This is a genomic window from Streptomyces sp. PA03-6a (assembly GCF_033792765.1).
GTDB lineage: Bacteria > Actinomycetota > Actinomycetes > Streptomycetales > Streptomycetaceae > Actinacidiphila.
On record NZ_JARAVK010000230.1, the window covers coordinates 1 to 14,674 of the forward strand.

The following is a 14,674-nucleotide window of genomic DNA, read 5'->3' on the forward strand; positions in this document are numbered from 1 at the left end:
GGCGCGGGTTGCGCGGGTTGCCCCCCTGGACCGGGGGTTGGGCGGCGGGGAGGTCGGCGCGCTGCAGGCGGTCGAGACCGGTGTCCACACGGGCCTCGGGATCGGCCGGATGACTGGTGGCCAGCAGCAGCGCGCGCGGGTGAGGGGCCGGGTCGAGCCGGGCGATGACGCGCAGAGGGGTGCCCGGCGCGCCCGCGAGCAGCCGCAGGTTGTCGCGGTGGGGCAGCGCCGGGTGGTCGTGCGCGGCGGCGAGCCGGAGCGTCAGGCCGTCGCATTCGGCGAGCAGGCAGTCGCCGCCGGCCTCGCGGACGGTGCCGATCAGGGTGACGTCGAGGAAGAGCAGGCCGTCGCCGGTGGTGAGGGCGCGCACCGCCTGTTCGGCGACGGGCACCCGCCACAGGCGGTCCAGGGGTTCGGCCGTCCAGGCGGCGCCGGGGGCCCGTACGGCGCGGACGGCGGCTCCCGCGCCGAGTCTGCCGGTGGGCGAGACCGTCGCTCCGGACACGGCGAGGCCCGCGCGGGACAGTTCGCGGTGGCTGAGGGCGGTGTCGCCGATGCGCACGGCCCGGTCGGCGGCGCCCGTGGCGCGGCCGGGGCCGCCGGGCGCGACGTCGGAGACGGTGTAGAGGCGGCCGTCGGCGTCCGCCGTCCAGGTGACGGCGCCCGCGTAGCCGCTCGCGGTGAGGACGGGCTCCGAGAACAGGCCGTACAGGCGCAGTGAGCCGTCCGGGGTGTACGGCTGTCGCGCGGTGCCGCGCACGGTGGCCAGTTCGGGGCCGGTGGCGTACGGGACCCGGTGGGCGGTGCCGAGGAGTTCGCGCAGCGCGGCGGCCAGGTCGGCGAGGCGGTGCCCGGGGTCGGCGGCGCGGGCGGCGCGCAGCCGGGTGACGACGGAGACGGCCGCCGCGGCGGCGCGGGGCAGCCCGCCCAGCCGGGCGGAGTGCGCGGCCCGCAGCAGTTCGGCCTGGACGACGGCGCCGGAGCCGTCGATGCCCGCGTCGAGGACGGCGGCGCCCGCGGCGCGCAGGGTGTCGGCGGCGGCGTGTTGCTGCGGGGTGGCGCTCTCGGGCGCGGGCCCCGCCTCCCCGGGGGCCTGCGATGGGGCTCCCTCGGCGGTCGGCCCGGTCGCCTCGGCGACGGGTGCGGCCGAGGCGGCCGCGGCGCGGTGCAGGCAGTCGGGGGCGAGCAGGCAGCCGCAGCGCACGTCCTCCGCCCGGGTCACCGTGCCGCCGGGAGCGTGCAGTTCCAGGTCGGTGTCCTCGTCCACGGCGATCCGCACGGTGTCGCCGTCGACGACGACCGGGCGGGCCGCGAGCTTGGCCACTCCGGCGTCGAGGCGCTTGCGCAGCCGGGGCGAAAGCACCCCGACGAGTTCCGCGGTCACGGCCGGTGCGACCGGGGGGAGTTGCTGGCTCATGTGATCTTCTCCCCTACCCAGCGGGCGAGTTCGAGGGGGCTGAGGGCGGCGACGGGCATGCCCGCGGCAACGAGCTGTCCGGCGACGCCCGTGGAGTAACGGGGGCGCCCGGCGTCGTCCAGGCTGGCGCAGCCCAGGACGTGGCAGCCTGCCCCGACCAGGGCGCGGACCTCGGCCAGGAGGCCGCCGAGCGGATACCCCTCCTCGAAGTCGCTGACGACCACGACGAGGGTGCGCGAGGGCACGGTCACCAGTTCGCGGGCGTGGCGGAGTCCGGCGGCGATGTGGGTGCCGCCGCCGACGCTCACCTCCAGGAGGAGGGAGAGCGGGTCCGCCACGTGGTCGGTGAGGTCGATGACCTCGGTGGAGAACGCGAGGAAGTGCGTGGACAGGGTGGGCACCCCGGCCAGGACGGAGGCGGTGAGCGCGGCCCAGATCGTGGAGGCCTCCATGGACCCCGACACGTCGGTCACCAGGATCAGCCGCCAGTCCGCGGCCCGCTGGGCCCGGGCGCGGAACACCGGCCGCTCCGGGATCACCTGGACGGTGCCGTCGGGACCGCGGCGTGCGGTGGCCAGGTTGGCGCGCAGCGTACGGGCCAGGTCGAGGCCGCCCCCGGGGCGCCGGCTGGGGCGCGGGAGCGCGGTCCCGTGCAGCGCCGGGCGCAGCCGTGTGGCGAGTTGGCGGGTGAGGGCCTCGACCAGGCGCCGTACGAGGGGGCGCAGCGCGGCCAGCCGGGCCTCCGGCAGCCCGCCCGCGTGCCGCAGGACGGTGCGCAGCAGGTCGACGGAGGGGCGCACGCTGCCGGGGTCGAGTTCGGCCACCACGTCCTTGCGGCCGGACGCGGCGGCGGCCGCCAGGACCTCCTCGCGGATGCCGGGCCCGAACAGCGCCGCCAGTTCCTCGGACCACTCGCGCACCCCGGGGTAGGGCGCCTCGCGGCCACCACGGCCACCACGGCCACCGCCGTGCCCGCCGAGGTCGCCGCGGCTGCCCTCGCCCCGGCCGTTGCCGTACAGCTCGTCCAGCGCGGTGGCCAGGGCCCCGGCGGAAGGCGGCAGCCGGTCGCCGCGGCGGCCCAGCACGAGGCGCCACCGGTCGGCGGGCGCGAGGGTGCGGGCCGCGACGACGGGGGCTTCGCCCGGTGCGCCGGGGGTGGTGGCGGGCTGCTGCGTGCCCGGCGACGCCGCGTCGGCGGGGCCCGCACCTGCGGCCGCTGGGCCGGTGGGGTCGTCCTCCCGGCCGGCCGCATCGGCGGCCTGCTCGGGCGCGGCGCCCGGCTCCGCCGGGACTGCCGCTGCCGTGGCGGCCGTTGGTGCCGCCTCGGGCGTCTGGTGCGAGAGCAGGCCGAGCCGGCCCAGGGTCGCGCGGGCGGCCAGGTCGGCGCGGGTCCAGGTGGCGAGGGCGACGGGGTCGACGCCCGCGGTGTCGGCGATGCCGTCGGCGTCCAGACGTTCCTCGACGGCCGCAAGGAGGCGGTCGCGGGCGGCCGGGCTGAGGGTGTCGAAGCCGCCGCGCAGAGCCGGGAGCCGTGACAGGAAGGCCTGGTCGGGCAGGTCGCGGACGCGGTCGAGCAGGGGTTCCAGGGCGGCGGCGGCCGCCTCGAGCAGCGGGCCGGCCGCCGTCAGCAGCCCGGTCAGCCGGGCGGTGAGGGCGGCGCGGGAGTCGGGGTCGCCCGCCGCGTCGACCCAGGAGGCGACGCGGGCGCCGAGGGTCTCGGGCGCCTCCTGGCCGAGGAGGACCCTGACGGCACCCGCCGCACCGCGCATCAGTGGGGAGCCGTCCGCGGCGAGCCGGGCGAGGGCGTCGGTGAGCCGGACGCCACCCAGGAGGTCTGCGCGGTGGGCGAGTTCGAGCAGCGCGTGTGCGTCGGCGGGGTCCTCGGACCCGGTCAGGCCGTCGACCTGACGGACCGCCGCCGCGGTGAGCAGCTCGGCGACGGCGGTGGCGCGGGCGGTGCGGGCCTCGTCGGCGCCGAGGCCGGCGATGTGGCCGGCCCGGACGCGATCCAGCAGGGCGAGTCCCGCGAGGAGTTCGGGGAGGGTGCCGGAGGCGGGGAGCACGTCGGCGGTCTCGGCGAGACGTTCCCCGGCGAGCCCGGGCAGCCCGCACTCCGCGGCCCGGGCCAGTCCTGCGAGGGTCTGCGCCGCGGTGGGGCCACCCTCGTCCGTCTCCTGGCGGCGGCGTTCGCGCAGCACGCCCTCGGCGGCCTGGGAGGCGGTGACGCCACGGACCCCGGCCGCGGTGAGCATGGCCGCGGTGGCGGGTGTCCAGCGGGCCTCCCAGCGGGTGGTGAGGCCCTCGGTGCCGGCCGCGCCCGTGACGTCCTTCGGCTCGGCGTAGGGCACGCCGCACACCGACAGCCTGCGCAGCAGGAGTTCGCGGCGGCGGTCGAGCTCGGAGCGGAGCGGATCCAGGCGCAGGTCCCGCGCCTCGGCCGGGGCACCTGAGTCCGGACCGGGGGCGGGCAGGCCCAGTGCGGCCAGTTCCGCCTCGACGGCGGGGGCCAGGCCGCTGCGGGGCGCGTCCGGTGCGGGGCGTCCGCCGCGGGTGCCGACCAGCACCCGTTCCATGGCGCGCGCCACGGCCCGTCCGCGGCCGTACGGCTCGCCCTGGGCCAGCACGGTCTGCACCGCCTCCACGAGTTCCCCGCGGCCGGCCGCGGGCAGCCCGCGCAGCCGGGAGAGGTCACCGGCGAGCCGGCTGATCTCGCGCGCGTCGGCCGGGCCCGACGGGTGGCCCTGGGCGCGCAGTTCGGCGCAGATGCGGACGGCGGCGCGGGTGAGCGCCTCGTAGAGGGCGGCGGGGTCGCCGGCCGCCTCCAGCACCATGTGCTGCCACTCGGGGTCGCGGATGCCCGCCGGATAGCCGGAGCGTTCGTCCAGCAGCGGGTACGCGTAGGGGATCAGGGAGGTCGTCCAGGTCGTGCCGCCCTCGGGTGCGGGCGCCGCCTCCGGGCCTTCCACGGGGGCGGTGCCCTCCGGCCACGCGTCGGCGGGGACCAGGGCGGGCGCGTGGAAGGCGCCGACGACGACGGCCGCGCGACGGCCGTCCGCGGTGGCCTCCGCGATGCGGGCCCGCATCCACTGCTCGCGGCGCAGGTCGAGTACGGGGACGCCCGCGCCCTCGGCGGCGTCCCGGCGCAGCGCCCATCCCGTCAGGAGGGCGGCGCGGCGCAGCGCTTCGGGCGGTGAGCCCGGGGCGGAGGCCTCGACGAGACGGTCCCACAGGTCGTCGCCGGGGCGGCCGGTGAGCCGGGCGCGCAGGGCCCCCTGCAGCCCGGGACCGGAGTCGCCCGGCGTGGCCGTCGTGCGTCCGGCGTCCCAGGCGCGGTCGGCGAGCGGCAGGTCGCAGGCGACGACGGGGACACCGCCCCGCGCCGCCCAGCGGACGGCGGCGAGTTCGGGCGAGAAGTCGGCGAAGGGGTAGAAGGCGGGACCGGCGCCCCCGTCGCCAGGGGCAGCGGCGAGGGCGACGGGGGCCCGGGTGTCCTCGTGGGCGAGCCAGGGCAGCCACTCCTGCATCTCGCCGGGGAGTTCGACGAGCAGCACGTCGGGCTTCGCCCCGTCGAGCAGGGCGGGCAGCGCGGCCGCCAGCGACGGGGCGTGGTGCCGTACGCCGACGAGGTAGGGCGCCGCCGGGTCGGTGAGGACCGTGACGGCCTCGTCCGGGGTGAGGGACACGGGCTCAGCCTTCCAGGACGGCGCGCAGCTCCCACAGGGTGCGCCAGGTCGGGGAGCCCTGCTCGGCGCGCCGCCGCACGGGGCCGTCCCAGTAGCCGAGCAGCCGGGCGGCGTCGGCCGGGTCGTCCTTGCGCACGACGCCGAGGAGGTGGCCGGGCAGCAGGCCGAGCACGTCCCGGTCACCGGGGAAGTACGCCGCGGCCAGGCCGAGCGCGCCGGCGACCGCGACGGCCTCCGCGGTGCTCATGACCGTGGAGGGCCGTTCGACCTCCCAGCCTTCGGCGGAGCGGCCCTCGCGCAGGTCGCGGAAGGCGGTGACGAGGGCTTCCAGGACGGCGTCGTCGACCTCGTAGGGGGCGCCGGCCCGTTCGACGGCGGCGCGGGACTGGCTGCGCACGAGCGCCGTCTCGGCGTCGAGGTCGCCGATGGGTCCGACGGTCTCGAAGTTGAAGCGCCGTTTGAGGGCGGCGGACATCTCGGAGACGCCCTTGTCGCGGAGGTTGGCGGTGGCGATCAGGTTGAAGCCGGGCGCCGCGTGCGCCAGGGCGTCGTCGCCGCCCGCGAGTTCGGGGACGGCGATGCGGCGTTCGGAGAGCAGGGAGACCAGGGAGTCCTGCACCTCGGGCAGGCAGCGGGTGACCTCCTCGACGCGAGCGATGGCGCCGCGCGACATGGCGGTGAGCACGGGTGAGGGGACGAGCGCCTGCCGGCTGGGGCCCTGGGCGAGCAGCAGGGCGTAGTTCCAGCCGTACTTGAGCTGGTCCTCGGTGGTGCCGGCGGTGCCCTGGACGACGAGCCCGCTGGTGCCGCAGATCGCGGCCGACAGCAGCTCGGACAGCATCGACTTGGCGGTGCCGGGCTCGCCGACGAGGAGCAGGCCGCGTTCCCCGGCGAGGGTGACGACGCACCGTTCCACCAGGGCGCGGTCGCCGACGAACTTCCCCTCGACGACGAGGCGGCGCGGTACGCCCCCCGGGACCTCGGCGTCGTCGGGCAGGCGCAGGGCCTGGCCGTCGCTGCCCATCACGAAGGTGACGACGGCACGCGGGGTGAGCCGCCAGGCGGGCGGACGTGGTCCGCCGTCGTGGGCGGCGAGGAAGGCGAGTTCGGTGGCGTACCGGTCCTCGGGCGGGGTGATCTGCCGCGCGACGGGTGCGGGAGCGGTGGTGGTCATCGGCGGCGGCCCTTCCGGGTGGCACGGGTGGTGAGTTCTTCAAAGCCGGGGGCGTCGCCGGCGCGGACGCGTTCCCAGGCGCGGGCGAACAGCTCGGGCACGGGCAGCAGCGGCACGACGCGAGCGTGGTCGCCGACCGGGTAGAGGCCTTCCTTCCAGGTCTCCACGGGAAGGGCGGGCGCCTTGAGGTCGCGCCAGCCGCAGGGCAGGAAGAGGGTGCGGCCGGCTCGGGGGCGCCTGGCCTCGACGACGAGGCCGGTCGCGGCCAGTTCGGCGCGGGCCTTCTTCATGCGGGCGGGCTTCCAGTCCGTCCAGCGGGCGCAGTTGCGGTCCGTGGGGTCGGGCAGGGCGAGCAACTGGAGGTAGAGCGCGGCTGCGTCCTCGCCCAGGCCGTGGGCCGCGGCGACCTCGGTGACCAGGGCGGGCACGGAGACCGTGGGGTCCTGGGCGTGACCGGCGGGTGCGCCGGGCTCACCGCCCGCCGCGACGGCGCGGGCGAGGTCGTCGCCGAGCACGGCGCGCAGCGCCTGGATGCCGCCGCCCCGCAGGCCGACGAGGCCCTCGACGAGCCCGAGGACGGGGTCCTCGGACCCGGTCAGCCCGGCCGGGCGGACGAGCACCGTCTCGGTGTCGCCGTACCAGGGCCGGAGCACGAGCGCGTCGCCCGCGTGGGTCAGGCCGTGGGCGTCGGCGCCGCCGGCGGCGGGCAGCCCGTACGCCGTGCGGATCTGGACGGCGGTGGGGCCGCCCTTCTCCGTCCAGGCGATGTCGAGGTCGACCAGCAGGCCCGGGTCGGCGATCCGCCGCCGCAGCGCCGCCAGGCCCTCGGGGAGGGCGGCGCGCAGCGGATGCCCGTACGGCAGTCCGTAGGCGAGGCCGGCGAGCACGGCGACGGCACCGGTGATGTCGTGCCGTCCGGGCAGGGCCGAGGGGTCGGCGGGGAGGAGGTTGCCGTCCTTGTCGGGGCGTTGCACGGTGGTGCGGCTCAGCCAGGGCGTCAGCGCGGGGTTGAGCAGGGCCTCGGCGGACGCGGTGGTGACTCCGGCGAGTTCGGCGGCGACGTCCTCCGGCAGGCGGACGACGGAGCCGAGGCGCTGCTCCCAGACCCGGCCGGCGGCGGCGGTGTCGGGGCCGCTGCCCCACAGGTCGGCGGGGTCGTCGGGCAGCAGGGCCCCGAGGACGGCCGCGTGGTCGTCCTCGGAGAGGGAGCTCAGCAGGCCCGCGCCGAGGTTCTTCTGGCGTGCTTTCAGGTCGATGCGGGCGAGGGCTTCGGCGTCCGGGTCCTGCGGCCGCCCGGCGAGCAGCAGGGTCGCCTGGACGGGGCCGAGGGCGCCGCGGGTCGCCGCCGCGAGCGCGGCGGGGGCGTCGGGGCGCCAGGGCGCGGGGCCCTTGTCGCGGATGAGGCGGCTGACGGCGGTGAGCCGCTCGGCGGGGAAGACGGGCGTGCGGTCCGTCTCGTCCTGCAGGGTGAAGTGGGCGACGGCGCCGAACGCCCCGGTGGGGTCGTGGTCGAGGGCGAGCCAGTGGACGCGGTCGCGGTCGCCGTCGACGCTGTCGCAACCCAGGATCACGACGGTGCGCCCGTCCTTGCGCAGGACCTGGCCGGCGCGCCGCTGCTTCCCGTGCTTCTCCACGAGGACGATCTCGCGGAGTCCGCTCCCGGGCACCGCCAGCGGGCCCTCGGTGATCGCGTCGAAGAGCAGCAGGAGGGCCTCGCGTGCGGCCTGCGTGACGGCGGGCGACGCCGCCCGGTAGGCGAGCGGCCGTAGCACGGACAGGGCGGGCAGCCACCCCAGGCCCATGCCGGGGACGGTGTGTTCGTCGCTGTGCCAGCCGTCGCCCGGGTCACCCAGTTCCTCCCGGTCGGGCAGCGGCTTGCCCTCGGCCTCCTTGCCGGACAGGACGTGGTTGACCGCCCGGATCTGCTGCAGGGCGCTCCACTGGGGGCCGCTGCTCCACCAGTGGCCATGCCGGCCCGCGATGCCGTCCAGGGCGGTGCGCAGGGTGCCGTCGTCGCCGTGCAGCGGCTTGTGGTCGGCGAACATGTCCTGGGTGCGCCGGAGCGACTGCCGCGGCTTGTCGCTGGGCGGGGCGACGAAGGAGGCGACGGACTCGGCGTGGCGCAGCGTGCCCCGGACGAGGGCGGTGACGCCGATGAGCAGCCGCTCGTCCGTGAGGGCCGGCAAGGCGGCGGCGACGGCGGACCGCGCGACGGTCTCCGCGGAGGGACCGGTGTACTTCTTCGTCCTGTTCACCTCGGCCTGATGCTCCGCCAGGGCGTGGGCGGCGGCGCGCAGCGTTTCGGCTGCCTGCTCGTCGGTGAGGGCGCGCAGCACCGCCGAGGCCCCCTCGTCGCGGGCGCGCAGGGCATGCCAATAGGCGAGCGGCGGTACGTAGCGGGTGCCGGCGGCGAACTCGCCGCCCTGCTCGGTGAGGGTCACGCTGCCCAGCTCGTCGTCGCAGGTGACGTCGCCCGCCGCGTACAGCGACACCTTCTGGTGGGTGAGCGCGACGACGGGCTCGGCCCCGCCGGGGAACCGCAGCGCACCGAGCGGTACGCGGCGCGCCCACCCCTGCTTGCGGGTGGGGAGGGCGACGGTACGGCCGTCCGGGGTGCCGGCGACGGTGCGGGACCCGCCGCCCTCGCCCTCGACGCGGACCCAGCGGCCGAGGACGGTGCCGTCGGTGCCGAAGGGGCTGCGCTCGAGCCCGGGTTGCAGCGGCAGGACCTCGCAGTCCTCCTGGCTGAGCCGTGCACCGTCGAGGATGCCGGAGCGGAGGAAGGCGGGCAGCGAGGCACGCCCGTGGGTGCCGGAGGCCGGGTCGTACTCCATCCACACCTCGTGGCGGCCCTGCTTGCCCTGGCGCCAGAGCGCGGTGCCGTCGCCGAGGACGGGGCGGCCGGCCGGCACCACGGTGTCTCCGGCGTGCAGGGTGCGGCCGCCGGTGGCGCGGCCGCCGCCGGGCAGCGGGATGGACGGGGCGGCGATGTGGCCGTGCCACCAGTGCGGGAGCTGTTCGCCGCCGAGGGTGAACACCTCGGCGGGCCGGGCGGACCAGTAGCCGAGCTGCTTGTCGTCCTGCCGCCACATGACGAGGAGTTCGCCGTCGGCCCAGCGGAAGTGGGGGCGGTTCCATCGGTCGAGTTCGACGGGGATGCGCAGGTCGTGGTCGAGCAGCACCTTGTCGGGCCCGACGACGACGGCCTTGTCCCCGCGGGCGAGGATCAGCGCGGGCCAGGCCTCGGCGACGGCCAGGGTGTGGTCCTTGTTCTTGGCGACCGCGGCGTCGAGCAGGCGCAGGCCCTCGTCGAGGGCGGGCCAGCCCAGTTCGTCGAGGATGCCCTCGCGCAGCGTGCGGCCGAGCAGCGGCGCGATCTCCTGCGCGGCGACCCGGGCCACGGCCTGCGGGTTGACCCGGGCCGCGACGGAACGGAACGGGCGCAGCCGGCTGATCGCGCTGCGGGCGGCGGGCAGGCCCGCGGCACGGGTGAACTGCGCGGCGGCCTCCTCCAGCCATGCGTGCAGGACGTCGCCGAGCACGGGGTGGCCGGCCAGGGCCTCCAGCACGCCGGCCAGTCCGCGGTCCTCGCCGAGGCTGCCGACGGCCTTGTACAGCAGACGGCGCAAGCGCGGGTCGGCACCGGTGGCGACGAGGTCGCGGCGGGCCGGGTCGGCCGTCTCCAGCCAGCGGTGGAGCGGCAGGTGCACGGTCACGTCCTCGGCGGGGACGGACAGCGGCACGCGCTCGGCGGCGCACAGGTCGAGCAGGTCGAGTTCGGCGCCGTGGTGCCAGCGGCCCGTGAAGAGGTCGACGGGCCTGCCGTCGGCCCGCAGCCGGGGCGCCATACGGCTGACGAGGTCGAGGGTGGCCGCGGAGCGTTCGGGGGCGCTGGAGCCGTGCTTGCGGTGACTCGCCCAGCGGCTGAGCCAGTCGGCCGCGTCGACGGCCCGCGCGGCCTCCCCCGCCTCGCCGGTGAGCAGGGTGTCGGCACCGGTCTCGACGAGCAGGGCGAGCCAGAACCCGTCGCCCTCGGCGTCGCGGCCGAGTCCGGCCGGCATGATCTCCAGCAGCCGGGCCCGGACGGCCGGTTCGCGCTCGGCGAGGACGGCGAGGGTGGCGCGGTAGGCGGTCCAGAAGGAGCCGGGGGCACGGACGACGGCGGGCGAGGCGACGAGGTCGGCGACGAGGGCGCACTCCTCGGTGACCCGGTCGAGGCCCGCTGCCTTGATCAGGCTGCGGGCGTCCTGCGGCAGGGACGCGTACGGGGGCATCCCGGCGGCGCAGCGCTCCACCGTCAGCTGCCGGAACTGCCGCCAGGCCTCGGCGGGGTCAAGCCGCCGTGCGAGGTCCTTGACGTGCTCTTTGAGGGCCTTGACGGTGAGGGCGCCGGCGAAGGCGAACTCCAGGAAGACGGCGCGCTGGCGGTCCTCGTCGACGGCGAGGCCGTGGACGCGCTCGGCGGCGCGGGCCTTGCCGAAGAAGGCGGCGGCGTACGTGGTGTTCTCGTGCTGGAGGAAGACGCGCGCCGCCTGCTCGTGGAAGGTGGGCAGGAAGTGCGGTACCGCGCGGCCCAGGCGCTCGGCGAGCGCGTCGAAGCCGTCCTTGGCGGCGCCGGCGCGGGACTTGGCCATCCGGGCGAGCCGCTCGACGTCCTTGACCAGGGCGAGCGCGTGGTGGCCGTTGGCCGGGTCGTTGACCAGGGCCCAGGCGGGGAACCCGAGGGTCTCCCGGCGGACCTGGCCGACCTCGGGGGCCTCGTCCTCGCGGGTCAGGCCGAGGAAGTCCAGGGCCAGGTCCTCGGCCTCACCGAGGGTGCCGGGCACGAGGCGGACGACGCGGCGGTCGTCCAGCACGGGGTGGGTGTAGGTGCGGACGGTGAGGCTGTCGGCGTCCTCGCGGGTGCTGGTGCCGGGTGGCAGCACGGCGCCCGCGTCGAGCAGCGCGGCCGTGGTGGTGGGGTCGTACGTGGTCATGCCGCCTGCTCCTCGTCCTCGATGTCGCGTCCCGCGTAGAGCGCGGCCGCCATGCGCATGCCCTCCGACCAGGCGACGGCGCCGACCTGGGAGAAGGTCAGGGTCTTCCCGGCGGTGTCGGTCCAGGACAGGGACCCGGTCTCGGTCTCGCTCCAGCCGTCGTAGTCGCCGATCCAGATGCGGGCCTCGACGGCGCGGCCGTCCTCCAGAACGGGGCAGACGCTGTGCCCGCCGCGCACGCGGTAGCCGAGGGAGGTGGCGCGGCCGTGCAGGAAGCGCAGCTCCTTGAAGCTGCCGCCCGCGTACTCCTCGACGAGCGTGCCCTCGGGGTCGAGCCCGGCGGGCCGCTGCCACACCTCGCGGAAGAGCTGCTGCGCCCTCTGCTCCACGCCCAGCTCGACGGCGAACTCCCGCAGCTCCTCCAGGTCGTCGAGGAGCACGGGGTGCGGGATGCGGACCATGTCCGGGGCGATGCGCACGGTGTCGCCGTCGAGGTCGACCAGGCCGAGGCCGCGCTCGGTGTCGGCGTCCCGCAGGAAACCGGCGACCTGACCGTCCTCCCCGGTGACGACGAGGTCGCGCAGGGCCGCCCGCCACGCCGGGTCGGGCCACACCCGGCCGATCACGGCGAGGGGCACGGGCAGCGAACGCACCATCCAGCGCTCGACGTCGGCCAGGCATTGGCGTTCGTGCCGTTCCAGCCATTCGGCGAGCTGCCGCAGTCCCGTCACCGCCGGGTCGTCCGCCAGCTTGGCCGGCACCGACTTCAGCCGGCGGCCGGCCGCGTTGCGGCACACGACCTTCCCTTCGTGGAGGGCGACTTCGTAGTCGCCCGCCGTGACCCACCCCATGCGTGCCTCCCTGCAACGCCGTGATCAAGTGACCGGAACACTAGGTGAGGCCACTGACAAAGCCCCCGTCACCCTGTTGACAAGGCGCCGGGCCACAACCGGAACGGGGCGGAGGCAGACGTCGGCGGGGTCCGTGCCGGGCCACCGGCGGGGGCGGGCCTACACTCCGCACCATGAGCACCGTGACTGCCGCCGTCGTGAGGGACCTGGCGCCGACGGGCGTCCTGCGGGCGTCGATCAACCTGGGCAACCCGGTGCTGGCGCACGGCACCGCCCAGTCCCCCGGCGGCGTCACCGTCGACATCGCGCGCGAGGTGGGCGCACGGCTGGACGTGCCGGTGGAACCGGTCTGCTTCGACGCGGCACGCACGTCGTTCGAGGCCATGGCGTCGGGTCGGGCCGACATCTGCTTCCTCGCGGTCGAGCCCGCCCGGGAGGCGGAGGTCGCCTTCACCGCGCCGTACGTGGTGATCGAGGGGGTGTTCGCCGTGCCCCGCGACTCGCAGGTCGGCGCGGTGGACGAGGTGGACCGCGCGGGTGTCCGGATCGGCGTGAAGCGCGGTTCGGCCTACGACCTCTTCCTGTCGCGCACGCTGCGCCACGCCACCGTCGTCCGCGGGGACGAGGGCGTGGGCGTCTTCCGCGCCGAGGGCCTGGAGGTCGCGGCCGGGATCGGGCAGCCGATGGCCGAGTACGTCGCCCGCCACCCCGACCTCCGGCTCGTCGAGGGCGCGTTCATGCAGATCCGGCAGGCCGTCGGCACGACGGTGGACCGGCTGCCGGAGTCCGTGGCCTTCCTCCGCGAGGTCGTGGAGGAGCTGAAGGCGGACGGGTTCGTCGCCCGGGCCCTGCGCCGGGCCGGGCAGTCCGGCGCGCTGGTCGCCCCGCCCGCCTGACCGGACCCCCTCGGCGCGATCCGCCCCCGTGTGTCGCACGACACCCCCGAGGGCGGGGAAGTTGACGGTGCGACGATTCGCCACCCCGCACGGGCTTGGTGATCTCCGGTTGCGGGGATCACCACAAGAGCGCACAAGGGGGATGTGACGGGGGGATGTGCCATGGGGACGGTGTTCGCCGCGCCCGCGGCCGCCGGGGACGGCGGCCCGTGGCCCCAGGGGTTCTGGGAGCAGTCCGGGGGCACCGCCGTGTGGGTGCTCGGCATCTTCGCGGTCGCCGTGTTCATCGGCCTGGTACGGCTCGGGTCGGGGCTGCTGCGCCGCCACCGCGGCAACCGGCTGCTGCCCGTGGTGGTGTGCGAGGACCGCGGTCTGCTCGGCGGCCACGGCAACGGCCACCGCGGCAACGGCGCCGGCCCGGGCGGCCCCGACCACGGCCACGAGTCCGCGGCCACGGCCGAACTGGCCGCGTACATCACGGAGCACATGGCCGCCGACGCGCTCGGCCCGAACGTCCTGACCCCCGGCAGCGGCACGACCATCGGGCCCGATCCGGCGCCGGAGACCGCCTCCTCCCCGCACGGCTGGGTGGACGTGATGAAGCGGCTGGCGTTCTTCCGTCCCCGGGCGTACCACGTGATGCTGCACTGCCTGTCGACGGGCGACCAGCCGACCCGCTTCTCGGTGCGGATCCTGTACATGCCGAAGAACACGGTGGTGGCCGCGACCATCATGGAGGGCCGCGCGCCGGAGCCCGGCGCGGCGGACGGCGGCAGGCGCGCCGCCGACCGGGAGCTGTACGAACGCGTCGCCTGCTACTGCACCGTCAAGATCCTGGCCGACCCGCGCTCGCAGGACCGCATCCCCCGCTGGGAGAGCTGGGGCGACGACCCCGACGCGTACCGCTGCTACCGCATGGGCACCAAGGCGCAGGAGGACGCGATGGCCGCGAACAAGCGCCGGGACGTGGCCGGGGAACGGGCCGGGCACGAGCGGGCCCTGGAGCACTTCGAGGAGGCCGCGGCGCTGGTGCCGGGGAACCTCACCGTCCGGCTGCACCAGGCGGGCGTCCTGGAGCTGATGAGCCAGTTCCCCGGTGTCGCCGAGCCCGGTGACTACATCCGGCAGGCCGTGGAGATCTACAAGTACTGCGTCCAGCTGTGGCCCGAGCACATAGAGACGGCCTACCGGCTCTCCATCGCCCGCGCCGAGGAGAGCCGCTACCCGGTGCACAGGGACGAGCGGGCGAGGCGCCGCGAACCCCGTTCCCGGGAGCACCTGCGGCTGCTGCTCAGGCGGCTGTCGCGGCGTGCCATCCTGCGCCGGTACGCCCGCACCTGGCTCCCCGGCCGCCGCAACCTCGGCGAACGCCGCTACTGGCGGCAGTGGTGGGCCATGGAGCGGCCCCGTCCCGCCCTGCGCACCCGCCGCCGCTCCTTCCGCGGGGCGGTGCGGATCGCCAGCGCCGCCGAGGTGCTGCGCGAGAACGTCTCCCCCGGTCCGCGGGAGTTGCGGACGGCGTTCCGCGACGGGCGAGGGGGGGTCCCTGGTCTCTAAAACCACCTGACGCGGCCGGACAAAAGGCTCGATGAGTACAGAGTGGCCGCAGGACGATAAAAAAAAAAAAAAGACAAGAAAAACTACAGCTAATATGTGTACAGAAAGAAAAAGGAAAAT

General features: G+C 76.4%; 7 protein-coding genes. 2 read left to right on the forward strand and 5 right to left on the reverse strand.

Features of this window, described 5'->3' with window-relative positions; all coding sequences use genetic code 11:
• The 5 genes from PV350_RS36605 to PV350_RS36625 all read right to left on the reverse strand — a co-directional run.
• Positions 1–1,417 (reverse strand): hypothetical protein (locus tag PV350_RS36605; RefSeq protein WP_500337814.1); only part of this gene is annotated, 1,417 nt, incomplete at its 3' end.
• Positions 1,414–5,100: a vWA domain-containing protein gene (locus PV350_RS36610; RefSeq protein WP_500337815.1), complete on the reverse strand. Its 3,687-nt coding sequence runs from the start codon at positions 5,098–5,100 to the stop codon at positions 1,414–1,416. The genes PV350_RS36605 and PV350_RS36610, both read right to left, overlap by 4 nt.
• A 4-nt stretch (positions 5,101–5,104) precedes the next feature.
• On the reverse strand, positions 5,105–6,274 hold the full coding sequence (locus tag PV350_RS36615; protein ID WP_499515264.1) for an ATP-binding protein: 1,170 nt from the start codon (positions 6,272–6,274) through the stop codon (positions 5,105–5,107).
• Positions 6,271–11,250, reverse strand: coding sequence for a hypothetical protein (locus PV350_RS36620; RefSeq protein WP_500337818.1), 4,980 nt, complete (start codon positions 11,248–11,250; stop codon positions 6,271–6,273). The genes PV350_RS36615 and PV350_RS36620 overlap by 4 nt, the downstream gene beginning before the upstream one ends.
• The gene (locus tag PV350_RS36625; protein ID WP_499515262.1) at positions 11,247–12,101 is read right to left on the reverse strand and encodes a DUF4132 domain-containing protein; all 855 of its coding nucleotides are present in this window, start codon (positions 12,099–12,101) and stop codon (positions 11,247–11,249) included. The genes PV350_RS36620 and PV350_RS36625 overlap by 4 nt, the downstream gene beginning before the upstream one ends.
• A gap of 173 nt (positions 12,102–12,274) precedes the next feature.
• Here PV350_RS36625 and PV350_RS36630 point away from each other — a divergent pair, with 173 nt between their 5' ends.
• Positions 12,275–12,997 carry a transporter substrate-binding domain-containing protein gene (locus tag PV350_RS36630; RefSeq protein ID WP_499515261.1) on the forward strand — a complete coding sequence of 241 codons (723 nt, stop codon included), beginning with the start codon at positions 12,275–12,277 and terminating at the stop codon, positions 12,995–12,997.
• 162 nt (positions 12,998–13,159) lie between these two features.
• Positions 13,160–14,554 (forward strand): tetratricopeptide repeat protein, encoded by a 1,395-nt coding sequence (locus tag PV350_RS36635; RefSeq protein WP_500337820.1) that lies wholly within the window; start codon positions 13,160–13,162, stop codon positions 14,552–14,554.
• The last annotated feature ends 120 nt before the right edge of the window (positions 14,555–14,674 follow it).

What these genes read in the sequence shown, in the direction of transcription:
- PV350_RS36615 (WP_499515264.1), bottom strand. Translation starts at nt 6,274, where the DNA reads ATGACCACCACCGCTCCCGCACCCGTCGCGCGGCAGATCACCCCGCCC.
- PV350_RS36620 (WP_500337818.1), bottom strand. Translation starts at nt 11,250, where the DNA reads ATGACCACGTACGACCCCACCACCACGGCCGCGCTGCTCGACGCGGGC.
- PV350_RS36625 (WP_499515262.1), bottom strand. Translation starts at nt 12,101, where the DNA reads ATGGGGTGGGTCACGGCGGGCGACTACGAAGTCGCCCTCCACGAAGGG.
- PV350_RS36630 (WP_499515261.1), top strand. Translation starts at nt 12,275, where the DNA reads ATGAGCACCGTGACTGCCGCCGTCGTGAGGGACCTGGCGCCGACGGGC.
- PV350_RS36635 (WP_500337820.1), top strand. Translation starts at nt 13,160, where the DNA reads ATGGGGACGGTGTTCGCCGCGCCCGCGGCCGCCGGGGACGGCGGCCCG.